General features: G+C 63.7%; 13 protein-coding genes. 8 read left to right on the top strand and 5 right to left on the bottom strand.

Annotation, left to right across the window (positions count from 1 at the left end; genetic code table 11):
* Positions 1-57 precede the first annotated feature (57 nt).
* From hemA to DK261_RS19210, 6 genes are all read left to right on the top strand, one after another.
* The gene (gene hemA, locus DK261_RS19235) at positions 58-1,344 is read left to right on the top strand and encodes a glutamyl-tRNA reductase (protein ID WP_009050788.1); all 1,287 of its coding nucleotides are present in this window, start codon (positions 58-60) and stop codon (positions 1,342-1,344) included.
* The gene (gene prfA, locus DK261_RS19230) at positions 1,341-2,423 is read left to right on the top strand and encodes a peptide chain release factor 1 (RefSeq protein WP_007928353.1); all 1,083 of its coding nucleotides are present in this window, start codon (positions 1,341-1,343) and stop codon (positions 2,421-2,423) included. Before hemA ends, prfA begins: the two co-directional genes overlap by 4 nt.
* 6 nt (positions 2,424-2,429) lie before the next feature.
* A complete protein-coding gene (prmC, locus tag DK261_RS19225; protein ID WP_028683382.1) occupies positions 2,430-3,260 on the top strand; it encodes a peptide chain release factor N(5)-glutamine methyltransferase in 831 nt (276 codons plus the stop codon).
* Positions 3,254-4,009, top strand: coding sequence for a molybdopterin-synthase adenylyltransferase MoeB (locus tag DK261_RS19220; RefSeq protein WP_110176147.1), 756 nt, complete (start codon positions 3,254-3,256; stop codon positions 4,007-4,009). The genes prmC and DK261_RS19220 overlap by 7 nt, the downstream gene beginning before the upstream one ends.
* On the top strand, positions 4,002-4,793 hold the full coding sequence (gene murI, locus DK261_RS19215) for a glutamate racemase (RefSeq protein ID WP_009050785.1): 792 nt from the start codon (positions 4,002-4,004) through the stop codon (positions 4,791-4,793). Before DK261_RS19220 ends, murI begins: the two co-directional genes overlap by 8 nt.
* 116 nt (positions 4,794-4,909) lie before the next feature.
* Complete coding sequence (locus DK261_RS19210) at positions 4,910-5,428, top strand: acyloxyacyl hydrolase (RefSeq protein WP_009050784.1); 519 nt, start codon at positions 4,910-4,912, stop codon at positions 5,426-5,428.
* Positions 5,429-5,436: 8 nt separating this feature from the next.
* On the opposite strand, the gene DK261_RS19205 is transcribed toward DK261_RS19210, so the two are convergent.
* From DK261_RS19205 to DK261_RS19185, 5 genes are all read right to left on the bottom strand, one after another.
* The gene (locus tag DK261_RS19205; protein ID WP_009050783.1) at positions 5,437-5,742 is read right to left on the bottom strand and encodes a YkgJ family cysteine cluster protein; all 306 of its coding nucleotides are present in this window, start codon (positions 5,740-5,742) and stop codon (positions 5,437-5,439) included.
* A gap of 65 nt (positions 5,743-5,807) precedes the next feature.
* Positions 5,808-7,253 (bottom strand): deoxyribodipyrimidine photo-lyase, encoded by a 1,446-nt coding sequence (phrB, locus tag DK261_RS19200; protein ID WP_028683380.1) that lies wholly within the window; start codon positions 7,251-7,253, stop codon positions 5,808-5,810.
* A 14-nt stretch (positions 7,254-7,267) separates the two neighbouring features.
* On the bottom strand, positions 7,268-8,206 hold the full coding sequence (locus tag DK261_RS19195; RefSeq protein ID WP_110176146.1) for a MerR family transcriptional regulator: 939 nt from the start codon (positions 8,204-8,206) through the stop codon (positions 7,268-7,270).
* A 3-nt stretch (positions 8,207-8,209) separates the two neighbouring features.
* Positions 8,210-9,178 (bottom strand): DUF523 and DUF1722 domain-containing protein, encoded by a 969-nt coding sequence (locus DK261_RS19190; RefSeq protein WP_016703575.1) that lies wholly within the window; start codon positions 9,176-9,178, stop codon positions 8,210-8,212.
* Between the two features lie 312 nt (positions 9,179-9,490).
* Positions 9,491-10,474 (bottom strand): NAD(P)/FAD-dependent oxidoreductase, encoded by a 984-nt coding sequence (locus DK261_RS19185; RefSeq protein ID WP_009050779.1) that lies wholly within the window; start codon positions 10,472-10,474, stop codon positions 9,491-9,493.
* Positions 10,475-10,667: 193 nt separating this feature from the next.
* On the opposite strand from DK261_RS19185, the gene DK261_RS19180 reads away from it, so the two are divergent.
* Together DK261_RS19180 and hemH are read left to right on the top strand one after the other, a co-directional pair.
* A complete protein-coding gene (locus DK261_RS19180) occupies positions 10,668-11,570 on the top strand; it encodes a TIGR01777 family oxidoreductase (protein WP_028683377.1) in 903 nt (300 codons plus the stop codon).
* Positions 11,571-11,583: 13 nt separating this feature from the next.
* Entirely contained in the window at positions 11,584-12,600 is a 1,017-nt protein-coding gene (hemH, locus tag DK261_RS19175; protein ID WP_028683376.1) for a ferrochelatase, read from the top strand.
* Positions 12,601-12,606: the final 6 nt, after the last annotated feature.

Here is a 12,606-nt window from a genome sequence, read left to right as displayed (position 1 = left end):
TCTGAATCTTTCGAAGTAGGACAATTGTCGGCTTCTCGACATCATCAGCGACCTTGAATGGCCTTCCTCGCACTCGGTATTAACCACAAGACTGCTTCAGTAGACGTCCGCGAGCGCGTGGCCTTTACCCCTGAGCAGTTGGTTGAGGCCTTGCAGCAGCTCTGCCGCCTCACCGACAGCCGCGAAGCTGCGATCCTCTCCACCTGCAATCGCAGTGAACTCTATATAGAACAGGATCACCTTTCGGCGGATGTCGTGCTGCGCTGGCTGGCCGAGTACCACCATCTGAGCCTCGAAGACCTGCGCGCCAGTGCCTATGTGCACGAAGACGATGCGGCCGTTCGTCACATGATGCGTGTCGCCTCGGGGCTGGACTCGCTGGTGCTGGGCGAGCCGCAGATCCTCGGGCAGATGAAATCCGCCTACGCCGTGGCGCGTGAGGCCGGAACCATTGGCCCGCTGCTGGGGCGGCTGTTCCAGGCCACCTTCAGCGCCGCCAAGCAGGTGCGCACCGACACCGCCATCGGCGAAAACCCGGTTTCCGTGGCCTTTGCCGCGGTGAGCCTGGCGAAACAGATTTTCAGCGATCTGCAGCGCAGCCAGGCACTGCTGATCGGCGCCGGCGAGACCATTACCCTGGTCGCCCGCCACCTGCATGACCTGGGGGTCAAGCGCATCGTGGTCGCCAACCGCACCCTGGAGCGCGCCAGTACCCTGGCCGAACAGTTTGGAGCCCATGCCGTGCTGCTGTCGGACATTCCTCAGGAGCTGGTGCACAGCGACATCGTGATCAGTTCCACCGCCAGCCAGCTGCCGATCCTCGGCAAGGGCGCGGTGGAAAGTGCGCTGAAACTGCGCAAGCACAAGCCGATCTTCATGGTGGACATCGCCGTTCCCCGGGATATCGAGCCGGAAGTCGGCGAGTTGGACGACGTTTACCTCTATACCGTCGACGATCTCCACGAAGTGGTCGCCGAAAACCTCAAGAGCCGCCAAGGCGCGGCACAGGCAGCGGAAGAGCTGGTGAACATCGGCGCCGAGGACTTCATGGTGCGCCTGCGCGAGCTGGCTGCGGTGGATGTGCTCAAGGCGTATCGTCAGCAGAGCGAGCGCCTGCGCGACGAAGAGTTGCAAAAGGCCCAGCGCATGCTGGCCAACGGCAGCAGCGCCGAAGACGTCCTGATGCAACTGGCTCGCGGCCTGACCAACAAATTGCTGCATGCGCCCAGCGTCCAGTTGAAAAAGCTGACCGCTGAAGGCCGCCTGGATGCGCTGGCCATGGCCCAGGAACTCTTTGCCCTCGGTGAGGGCGCTTCGGACTCTTCGGATAAAAAACCGCAATGAAAGCGTCACTGCTCAATAAGCTGGATGTCCTCCAGGACCGTTTCGAGGAACTGACCGCGTTGCTTGGCGACGGCGAAGTCATTTCCGATCAGGCCAAGTTCCGCGCCTATTCCAAGGAGTACGCCGAAGTCGAGCCGATCGTCGAGACCTATAAACAGGTGCTCAAGGTCCAGGCCGACCTCGAGGGCGCCCAGGCGCTGCTCAAGGACAGCGATCCGGACATGCGCGAAATGGCGGTGGAAGAAGTCCGCGAGGCCAAGGAGCAACTGGTCGAGCTGGAAAGCACCCTGCAACGCATGCTGCTGCCCAAGGACCCCAACGACGGGCGCAACGTGTTCCTGGAAATCCGCGCCGGCACCGGCGGCGACGAGGCGGCGATTTTCTCCGGCGACCTGTTCCGCATGTATTCGCGTTATGCCGAGCGGCGTGGCTGGCGGCTGGAGATCCTCTCGGAAAACGAGGGCGAGCACGGCGGCTATAAGGAAGTCATTGCCCGGGTCGAAGGCGAGAACGTCTACGGCAAGCTGAAATTCGAATCCGGCGCCCATCGTGTACAGCGGGTGCCGGCCACCGAATCCCAGGGCCGCATCCATACTTCGGCGTGCACCGTGGCGGTGCTGCCCGAGCCGGACGAACAGGAAGCCATCGAGATCAACCCGGCGGACCTGCGGATCGACACCTACCGCTCCTCCGGCGCCGGCGGCCAGCACGTCAACAAGACCGACTCGGCGATCCGTATTACCCACATCCCGTCGGGCATCGTGGTCGAGTGCCAGGAAGAACGTTCCCAGCACAAGAACCGGGCGCGCGCCATGTCCTGGCTGTCGGCCAAGCTCAACGACCAGCAAACCAGCGCCGCGGCCAATGCGATCGCCAGCGAACGCAAGCTGCTGGTGGGCTCGGGCGACCGCTCCGAGCGCATCCGCACCTACAACTTTCCCCAGGGTCGGGTGACCGATCACCGGGTCAACCTGACCCTCTACTCCCTCGATGAAATCCTTGCCGGTGGCGTCGAAGCGGTGATTGAGCCACTTCTGGCCGAGTACCAGGCCGATCAACTTGCGGCGCTGGGCGAGTAAACATAAATGACCATCATCGCCAGCCTGTTACGCGCCGCCCAATTGCCCGATTCGCCCACGGCCCGCCTGGATGCCGAGTTGCTGCTGGCCGCTGCCCTGGGCAAGCCGCGCAGCTTCCTGCACACCTGGCCCGAGCGGATCGTGCCCAGCGAAGCGGCATTGACCTTCGCCAGTTACTTGCAGCGGCGCCGTTCCGGCGAGCCGGTGGCCTATATCCTTGGCCAGCAGGGCTTCTGGAAGCTCGATCTGGAAGTGGCGCCCCACACCCTGATCCCGCGTCCCGACACCGAATTGCTGGTGGAGGCGGCGCTGGAATTGCTGCCCGCCACGCCGGCCAAGGTGCTCGACCTGGGCACCGGCAGCGGCGCCATTGCCCTGGCCCTGGCCAGCGAGCGCCCGGCGTGGCGGGTCACCGCGGTCGACCGGGTGCTGGAGGCCGTGGCCCTGGCCGAACGCAATCGCCAGCGCCTGCAACTGGACAATGTCACGGTGCTGAACAGCCATTGGTTCAGCGCTTTGCAAGGCGAGCGTTATCAACTGATCATCAGTAACCCGCCCTATATCGCCGACACCGACCCGCATCTTGCAGCCGGCGATGTGCGTTTCGAGCCGGAGAGCGCGCTGGTCGCGGGCAAGGACGGGCTGGACGATCTGCGCCTGATCATCGCCCAGGCGCCAGGGCACCTCGAAGCCGGCGGCTGGCTGATGCTGGAGCATGGCTACGACCAGGCGCCGGCCGTACGCGACCTGTTACTCAGCCAAGGGTTCGCCGAGGTCCACAGCCGTGTCGACCTGGGCGGTCATGAACGCATCAGCTTAGGAAGCCTGCCGTGCTGAACGATCAGGAGTTGCTGCGCTACAGCCGGCAGATTCTGTTGCAGCACGTCGACATCGACGGCCAGTTGCGACTCAAGGCCAGCCGCGTATTGATCGTCGGCCTGGGCGGCCTGGGTGCTCCGGTGGCCTTGTACCTGGCCGCCGCAGGTGTCGGCGAGCTGCACCTGGCCGACTTCGATACGGTCGACCTGACCAACCTGCAACGCCAGATCATCCATGACACCGACAGCGTCGGCCTGAGCAAGGTCGATTCGGCGATGCGTCGCCTGTCCGCGATCAATCCCGAAATCCAGCTGGTGCCCCATCGTGCCGCGCTGGATGCCGACTCCCTGGCGGCCGCGATCACGGCGGTGGACCTGGTGCTCGATTGCACCGACAACTTCTCGACCCGCGAGGCGGTGAACGCCGCCTGCGTCGCCGCCGGCAAGCCGCTGGTCAGCGGCGCGGCGATTCGCCTGGAAGGGCAGCTGTCGGTGTTCGATCCACGGCGTCCCGAGAGCCCGTGCTACCACTGTTTATATGGGCACGGCAGCGAAGCCGAACTGACCTGCAGCGAAGCCGGCGTGGTCGGGCCGCTGGTGGGCCTGGTGGGCAGCCTGCAGGCGCTCGAGGCGTTGAAGCTGCTGGTGGGGTTCGGCGAGCCGCTGGTGGGCCGCCTGTTGTTGATCGATGCCCTGGGCACACGCTTTCGTGAACTGCGGGTCAAGCGTGACCCGGGCTGCAGCGTCTGTGGAGGCCGGCATGCGTGAAGCGCCAATCGGCGTCTTCGACTCCGGCGTCGGCGGCCTGTCGGTGCTGGCGGAGATCCAGCAGCGCCTGCCCCATGAGTCGCTGCTATATGTAGCCGATTGCGGCAACATTCCCTACGGCGAGAAAACCCCCGAATTCATCCGTCAGCGTTGCAGCCTGGTCGCCGGGTTTTTCCGCGAGCAGGGTGCCAAGGCACTGGTCCTGGCCTGCAACACCGCGACCGTGGCCGCTGTCGCCGACCTGCGTCGGGATTATCCGGACTGGCCTATCATCGGCATGGAGCCCGCGGTCAAGCCGGCTGCCGCCGCGACCCGCAGTGGCGTGGTCGGCGTGCTGGCCACCACCGGCACCTTACAGAGTGCCAAGTTCGCCGCCTTGCTCGATCGTTTCGCCACCGACATCAAGGTCATCACCCGGCCATGCCCGGGCCTGGTGGAGCGGATCGAAGCCGGTGACCTGCACAGCCCCGCGTTGCGCCAACTGCTGCAGGGTTATGTCGAGCCGCTGCTGGCGGCCGGCTGCGACACCATCATCCTTGGTTGCACTCACTATCCGTTTCTCAAGCCGTTGCTCAAGTCGATGATCCCCGAGGACATCAGCCTGATCGATACCGGGGCCGCGGTGGCCCGCCAGTTGGAGCGCCTGCTCGGTGAGCGCGAGCTGTTGGCCGCGGGGCCTGCACGCCAGGCTCAGTTCTGGACCAGTGGCGATCCGTGTCACTTCAGACATATCCTGCCGTTGCTCTGGAAAGAGGCGGGAGCGGTGCAAAGCTTCGCTTTATAAATAAATCCTGCAGAAGCGCTGATTTGCGCTGAACTTCTGTTCAAGCGCTGATTTCTATTAACGTGTCTGCGGAATCTGTACAACACCATACAAATCGTTTGAAAAGGATGTTCCTGATGAGACGAGTGTTTTGTTTGGCTGCACTTGCAGCCACGCTATTGGGGCAAAGTTTTTCGGCACAGGCGGCCGGCGTCGAGTTTTCGGTGGGGCAGACCGGCGATTCGACCCAGACCTATCGCCTGGGCATGCAATTCGATTGGGACAAAAGCTGGCTGCAAAGCGATGTCGGTCGCCTGACCGGCTACTGGAGCGGCGCCTATACCTTCTGGGATGGCGACGAGAAGTCCAGCAACCACAGCCTGTCGTTCTCGCCGGTGCTGGTGTACGAATTTGCCGGGCAGAACATCAAGCCTTACATCGAGGCGGGGATCGGCGTGGCGGTGTTCGCCAACACCGAGGTGGAGGACAACAAGCTCGGTTCGGCGTTCCAGTTCGAGGACCGCTTCGGTTTCGGCCTGCGGTTCAACGGCGGGCATGAAGTCGGTCTCCGTGCCACGCACTATTCCAACGCCGGTATCGCGACGCCCAACGACGGTGTAGAGAGCTACTCGCTGCATTACACCATGCCGTTGTAAGACCCTTTTCAGCGATACGCCGTGGCGATGCCGCGGCGTTCGTTGAGGCAGTCCACTTCCCCCATCTCGAACTCCCGGCAGATCAACGGCCGTTGTTCGTAGATGCTGCACAGCATGCTGTTGCGATCCAGCGCGGCACACCAGCCATCATCCAGCCGCAGCATGACTTCGCCACCCCAGTCGTCGGTGTCGATAAAACGCTCGGGCACCCCGGTTTCGGTGATCAGCATCACTTCCAGTTGGCAGCAGCAGGCCGCGCAGCTCGAGCAGGTGACCGCCGCTTCGGCGATCTGGGTGACAGGAATAGTGGTCATAGGCGCGCAGTGTAAGGCAGTGGCCGCAGGCTGTGTGAAACCACTGACGGACGCCTGCCGTCCCCTTATTCCCGATCCCCCTCGGCAACGCCCCGTGACGGCAGGTTCTTGAAGGCCGCCAGGGCGCGTTCGCGGGACATCGACAGATCGACCATCGGTCGCGGGTAATCGGCCACGCCGAACAGACCGCCGATGGCGGCCGGGTTGTGGATATCTTTTTCATTCAGCTCCGCCAGCTCTGGCAGCCAGTGCCTGATGAAAGTCCCTTGGCTGTCGAACCTCTGCGACTGGCTCAACGGGTTGAAGATCCGGAAGTAGGGCGCCGAGTCGGTGCCGGTGGATGAGCTCCATTGCCAGCCACCGTTATTTGCCGCCAGGTCGCCGTCGATCAGGTGGCGCATGAAAAAGCGCTCGCCCTGGCGCCAGTCGATCAGCAGGTTCTTGGTCAGGAACATCGCCACGATCATCCGCAGGCGGTTGTGCATCCAGCCGGTTTCCAGCAACTGGCGCATGGCTGCGTCGATGATCGGCAGGCCGGTGCGGGCCTGCTGCCAGGCCGCCAGCTCATCGGGGGCATCGCGCCAGGCCACGGCTTCGGTTTCCGGGCGGAAGGCCCGGTGCCGGGACACCCGTGGATAGCCCACCAGGATGTGTTTGTAGAACTCGCGCCAGAGCAGTTCGTTGATCCAGGTGACGGCGCCGGGGCTGCCGCTGGCGAACTCGCCCCGGTTGTTTTGCAGCGCCGCGTGCAGGCATTGGCGTGGCGACAGCACACCGGCGGCGAGGTAGGGCGAAAGCTGACTGGTGCCAGGCTTGGCCGGGAGGTCGCGCTCGGCCTGGTAGTGGACGAGTTGGGCCTCGGCAAAATGCGCCAGGCGTTGTTGCGCCGCGGTTTCACCGGCTGGCCAGAGCGCCTGCAGGTGCGGGCCGGGTGTCGGGAACCCTTCGACCTGCCTGGGCAGCGCATCGGCTTTTATCCTCAGCGCGGCTTGCGCCCTGGGAGCCGCCAGCTGTGGCGGCAGGGCGCTGTGCAGCCGGTTGTAGCAGACCTTGCGAAACTGGCTGAAGACCTGGAAGTAACCGCCGCTTTTGGTCAGCACGCTGCCGGGCCGGAACAGCAACTGGTCGAGGTAACTGTGGAAGCTCACGCCCTGGCTCTTCAGCAGGCTGGCTACCGCCGCATCGCGGCGACTCTCGTGAATGCCGTATTCCTCGTTGACGTGCAGCGCCTCGACGGCCAGTTCCCGGCACAGTTGCAGCAGCACCTGGGGTGCCTGCTCCCAACTCGGCGCTTGGCGAATCAGCAGCGGGATGTTCAGCCGGGCCAGGTCGCTGCTCAGTCGCTCCAGGTTGCGCAGCCAGAAGTCGACCTTGCACGGTGCATCGTCATGCGCCTGCCATTGCCGCGGGCTCAGCAGGTACAGGGCCACGGTCGGCCCGCGCTGGGTGGCGGCGCTCAGCGCGGTGTTGTCATGCAGGCGCAGGTCGCTGCGTAGCCAGATCAGTTGCATGGGAGTTCCTGCATTTAGAGAAGTCCTAGCCCGGTCAGGGCCTGGTGCGCCGAGAGTGGGTCTGCGGCGAGGTGCAGATTGGCGATCTGGTTGGTGCAGATGGCCAGTTCGGCGGGGTGGATGCTCACCGCGGGGCCGACGATGAATGCCGGGCGCTCAAGGCCGCCGAGCAGGCGTGGCAGTTGCCGCAGGTTGATCGACTGGCTCGCGTACAGCAGCACGCCCCGCGCTTTCAGGCGCTCGACGGCCAGGGCCAGCTCACCGGGGGGCAGCGGCCAGTCGAAGACTGCCACCGGGCAGTCGCTATTGCTGATCAGCCAGGCGCAGAGCCACAGGTGCGGCTCCAGCGGCAGGTCCGAGTGATTGATCAGCAGCAGCGGGGCGCCTTGCAGTTGGCGGTTGTTGTGATAGACCCGCACTGCGAATTTGCTGCGCAGCCAGGAATGGAAAAACACCCGCTCCATCTGCATGCCGAAGCGGCCCCGCCAGCGCTGTTCGAGTTCGTCCAGCAGCGGTAGCAGCAGGTGCTCGCACAAGGTCCGCGGCGGGTAGAGTGCCATGGCCTGGTTGACGCTTTCGTCGACCTGGCGCTCGGCCAATTGGCTGATGGCCTGGATCAGGCTCTGGCGTTGCAGGTGCCAGTCGTTGTGGGTCGCTTCGCCGAGTGCCGGCTCGGCGTCCAGCAGGTGCTTGACCTGGCTGACCGCCACGCCGCGATTGAGCCAGGTCAGAATCTTCAGAATGCGTTGCACGTGTTCGTTCGAAAACAGCCGGTGACCCTTGGCGGTACGCTGCGGCACGATCAGCCCGTAACGACGTTCCCAGGCCCGCAGGGTGACGGCGTTGACCCCGGTCTGGCGGGTCACCTCGCGAATCGGCAGCCAGCCTTGCCCATGGGCGCGATCGGATTCGCTGGCGGATGCATCCGGGTCGTCGAACGTCGAATCGTTCATGGTTCAGAGCGCATTGCGCAGGCTGAGACTTTCCGGATGCGGCTGCAGGTACACCTGTTGCGCGATGTAGGGATCGGGGTGCCGGCGCAGGTGATGCTTGAGCAGGGTCAGCGGCACCACCAGCGGCACGATGCCGTGGCGGTACTGGCCGATGAGGTGCTGCATTTCCTGCTTGTCTTCGCGGCTGATGGCTTGCTTGAGATAGCCGCTGATGTGTTGCAGTACGTTGCTGTGGGTACGGCGGGTGGCGCACTTTTTCAGGGCCGCCATCAGCTGGCTGAAATAACGTGGGCCGATCTGCGCCGGATCGCTTTGGCCCATGTTGCCCAGCAGGGTGCCGAGGGCCTTGTATTGCTCCGGGTTGTGGGCCATCAGCAGGTATTTGTAGCGCGCGTGAAAGTCGGTCAGGCGGCGACGGCTCAGGCCTTGCCTGAGCACATCCTGCCAGGCGCTGTAGGCGAACACCCGGGTCAGGAAGTTTTCCCGCAGCACCGGATCATTGAGTCGGCCGTCTTCTTCCACCGGCAGGTCCGGATGGCGGCTGCAGAACGCCTGGGCATGGATACCGCGCCCACTGAGCTCGGCGGGACGGCCCTGGTCCTGGTAGACCTTGACCCGCTCCAGGCCGCAGGACGGAGATTTCTGCATGAAGATGTAGCCGCAAAGGCTGCCCAGTTCATCGGCCATGCGCTGGCCGTAATCCGTGAGGGCCTGGGTGACATCCATGGCAGGATTGATGCTGCCAACGGCCCGCGGTTGCCGCGGATCGCCCACCAGGCGGATCGGTTCGCGGGGTGTGCCCAGGCCGATGGCGACTTCCGGGCACAGCGGGACAAACTCGAAAAACTCAGCGAGGTCCTGGCTGCACAGGCGCGATTCCTTGTGCCCGCCGTTGTAGCGCACAGGCGCACCCAGCAGGCAGGCGCTGATGGCGATTCTCGGTTTGTCGGCCTGGGTCGGATTGCTGGGCATGTGCAGGGCTCCGGTTTTTCATGTACAAGAAATATGGTCTTGTACAACTTTGCTTCATCATAGGATCAAAGGTGTGCAAGTCAAATATTTTGTACAGGTTTTTTGCGCAGCCCTTCGGGTTACGTCCTGCTCATCTGTCGGTCGCTGGGCTGTAGTCGTTCGATTGCTGGCTGGCTAACGCAGGAGATTTTGGCGCGTGTTTTTCTTCATCTCGGAACAGTCCGATCAGCAGAAGTATGTTTCGGGTTTTGGTGCGGGGGAGACAGGCTGCTGTCCATGGCGACAGCAGCAAGGTTACGCGGGGTGATGCGCTTACAGGTTTTCGTGCAACCGGCGGGCGGCCTCCTGCCCGCTGAGCCAGGCCCCTTCGACGCGACCGGACAGGCACCAGTCGCCGCACACATAGAGTCCCAGGTCGACATCCGCCAGGGCTCCCCATTCATGGCTGCTGGCCGGGCGGGCGTAGAGCCAGCGGTGGGCGAGGCTGAAGCTGGGGGCGGGCATGGCGCTGTGCAGCAGTTCGGCGAATGCGCCGTGCAATTGCTCGATCACCGCTTCTTTCGGCAGGTCGATGTGCTGGCGGCTCCAGGTGCTGCTGGCGTGCAGGACCCAAGTGTCGAGGCTGTTGTCGCGCCCTGGTTTGCTGCGGTTGCGGGCCAGCCAGTCCAGCGGGCTGTCCTGTACGAAGCAGCCTTCCACCGGGGTTTCCAGCGCGGTCTCGAATGCCAGGGCGACGGCCCAGGTCGGGTCCATCTTCACCCCGGCGGCGGCACTCGCCAGTTTTGGCGCGGCAGCCAGCAAAGCGGTGGCCTGGGGGGCCGGCGTGGCGATGATCACGTGGCTGAACGGGCCGTGGGTGAAACCTTCGGCATCCTGCAGGTGCCAATGCTGTTCGCCGCGGTAGACCTCGGTGATGCGGCAGGCGAAATGCACCTCCGTTTCGCCCAGCAAGCCACGGGTAATGGCGCTCATGCGCGGTGTGCCGACCCAGCGGGTCTGTTCGTCCGGCGACGGAGTGAGCTGGCCGCCATGGAAGTTGTACAGCTGCGGCGCCCATTCGGCGGCCCAGCCATTGGCTTGCCAGCGCTGGACTTCGGTGACGAAGCGCCGGTCGCGAGCGGTGAAATATTGAGCGCCCATGTCCAGTGCGCCTGCGTCGCTGCGCTTGCTGGACATACGCCCGCCGCTGCCGCGGCTCTTGTCGAAGAGTTGCACGACATGCCCGGCGTCTCTCAGCGCCTGGGTGGCCGAGAGTCCGGCGATGCCGGTACCGATGATTGCGATGGGTACGGTCATAGGGGCCTCGTTTACCTTTCTGTGCAGACGCCGTCGTTAAAAGCTGTACAATTTTGTTTTTTGGTATAACTTTCGGCGTTATCGGTTTTACAGGGTGTCCTATTGTTAAACACAGAGCCTGCCCGATTGAAAAGATCCCTGCTTATAAAAATAGACTAGTGATCCGGGTAAAACGCCACGCGAGGAAGATGTCATGCACATATTGCTGACCGGCGGTACTGGTTTGATAGGACGTCAACTCTGCCGTCACTGGCTGACCCAGGGCCATCAGTTGACCGTATGGAGTCGTCGGCCTGCCGAGGTGCCCAAACTGTGTGGCACCCAGGTCCGCGGCATCGCCCGCCTGGACGAACTTGCGGAGGAGCCGGTCGACGCCATCATCAATCTGGCGGGAGCGCCGATCGCCGATCGGCCCTGGACCCACAAGCGCAAGGCGCTGCTCTGGAGCAGCCGAATTACCCTGACCGAAAAGCTCCTGGCCTGGCTGGAAAGCCGCGGGCAGAAACCCGGGTTGTTGATCTCCGGGTCGGCGGTGGGCTGGTATGGCGATGGCGGGGAGCGCGAGCTGAACGAAGACTCACCTCCGGTCAGTGAGGATTTCGCCAGCCAGTTATGCATCGCCTGGGAGGAGACCGCGCAACGTGCCGAGGCCATGGGCGTGCGTGTGGTGCTGATTCGCACGGGCCTGGTGCTGGCGGCCGAGGGCGGCTTTTTGTCGCGCTTGCTGCTGCCCTTCAAACTGGCCCTGGGCGGGCCGATCGGCAACGGTCGGCAGTGGATGCCGTGGATTCATATCAAGGATCAAATCGCCCTGATTGATTTTCTTCTGCACCGCAGTGATGCCAGCGGTCCTTATAATGCCTGCGCGCCCAAGCCGGTGCGCAATCGCGAATTCGCCAAGACCCTGGGCAGCGTCTTGCACCGGCCGGCGGTAGTGCCGGTGCCGGCCTTTGTCTTGCGCGTCGGCCTGGGGGAATTGTCGTTGTTGTTGCTGGGTGGTCAACGCGCGGTCCCTGCGCGGTTGTTGGCCGCCGGATTCACTTTCCAGTTCACTGATTTGCGCGCGGCCCTGGATGACCTGTCCAGCCGCCTCTGAAATAGGACGTTGCATGACCGATCACGCGTTGCTCCTGGTCAACCTGGGTTCGCCGGCCTCCACCTCGGTGGCGGATGTGCGCAGCTACCTCAATCAATTCCTGATGGACCCTTACGTGATCGATCTGCCGTGGCCGGTCCGGCGGCTGCTGGTGTCGCTGATCCTGATCAAGCGTCCGGAGCAATCGGCCCATGCCTACGCCTCGATCTGGTGGGAGCAGGGTTCGCCGCTGGTGGTGCTCAGCCGCCGTCTGCAGGAAACCATGACGAGTGAGTGGAAGCACGGCCCGGTGGAGCTGGCGATGCGTTATGGCGAGCCGTCCATCGAGTCGGCGTTGTTGCGTCTGGTGGCCCAGGGGCAGAAGAAAATCACCCTGGCGCCACTCTATCCACAGTTCGCCGACAGCACCGTGACCACGGTGGTGGAAGAGGCCCGACGGGTGATTCGCGACAAGAAGCTGGATGTACAGCTTTCGGTGCTGCAGCCGTTTTACGATCAGCCGGAGTACCTCGACGCGCTGGTGGCCAGTGCCAGGCCGCACCTGCAACAGGACTTCGATCATTTGCTGTTGAGCTTCCATGGCTTGCCCGAACGGCACCTGAAAAAACTCAATCCCGGCCACAGCCTGGACGGCGATTGCTGCCGCGACGCAACCCCCGAGGTGGCCGCCACCTGTTACCGCGGCCAGTGCCTGAGCACGGCCCGGGCATTCGCCGAGCGCATGGGGCTGCCGGACGGCAAGTGGTCGGTGTCGTTCCAGTCTCGTCTGGGGCGCGCCAAATGGATCGAGCCCTACACCGAGGCGCGCCTGGATGAATTGGCCCGGCAGGGGGTGAAGAAGATCCTGGTGATGTGCCCGGCGTTCGTCGCCGACTGCATCGAGACCCTGGAAGAGATCGGCGATCGCGGTCGCGAGCAGTTCCGCGAAGCGGGAGGGGAGGAGTTGGTGCTGGTGCCATGCCTGAACGACGACCCGCAATGGGCCAAGGCATTGAACGCCTTGTGCGAGCGCGCGCCTTTGGCGTTGTAAAAGCAT

The organism is Pseudomonas sp. RW409 (assembly GCF_003184125.1).
In the GTDB taxonomy this organism is placed as follows: domain Bacteria; phylum Pseudomonadota; class Gammaproteobacteria; order Pseudomonadales; family Pseudomonadaceae; genus Aquipseudomonas; species Aquipseudomonas chlororaphis_I.
Note: the sequence above shows the minus strand (reverse complement) of the source record. Positions and strands in the feature narration are given on the sequence as shown.

Coding starts and splice junctions, on each gene's coding strand:
- hemA (WP_009050788.1), top strand. CDS start 58: ATGGCCTTCCTCGCACTCGGTATTAACCACAAGACTGCTTCAGTAGAC.
- prfA (WP_007928353.1), top strand. CDS start 1,341: ATGAAAGCGTCACTGCTCAATAAGCTGGATGTCCTCCAGGACCGTTTC.
- prmC (WP_028683382.1), top strand. CDS start 2,430: ATGACCATCATCGCCAGCCTGTTACGCGCCGCCCAATTGCCCGATTCG.
- murI (WP_009050785.1), top strand. CDS start 4,002: ATGCGTGAAGCGCCAATCGGCGTCTTCGACTCCGGCGTCGGCGGCCTG.
- DK261_RS19210 (WP_009050784.1), top strand. CDS start 4,910: ATGAGACGAGTGTTTTGTTTGGCTGCACTTGCAGCCACGCTATTGGGG.
- DK261_RS19205 (WP_009050783.1), bottom strand. CDS start 5,742: ATGACCACTATTCCTGTCACCCAGATCGCCGAAGCGGCGGTCACCTGC.
- phrB (WP_028683380.1), bottom strand. CDS start 7,253: ATGCAACTGATCTGGCTACGCAGCGACCTGCGCCTGCATGACAACACC.
- DK261_RS19195 (WP_110176146.1), bottom strand. CDS start 8,206: ATGAACGATTCGACGTTCGACGACCCGGATGCATCCGCCAGCGAATCC.
- DK261_RS19190 (WP_016703575.1), bottom strand. CDS start 9,178: ATGCCCAGCAATCCGACCCAGGCCGACAAACCGAGAATCGCCATCAGC.
- DK261_RS19185 (WP_009050779.1), bottom strand. CDS start 10,474: ATGACCGTACCCATCGCAATCATCGGTACCGGCATCGCCGGACTCTCG.
- DK261_RS19180 (WP_028683377.1), top strand. CDS start 10,668: ATGCACATATTGCTGACCGGCGGTACTGGTTTGATAGGACGTCAACTC.
- hemH (WP_028683376.1), top strand. CDS start 11,584: ATGACCGATCACGCGTTGCTCCTGGTCAACCTGGGTTCGCCGGCCTCC.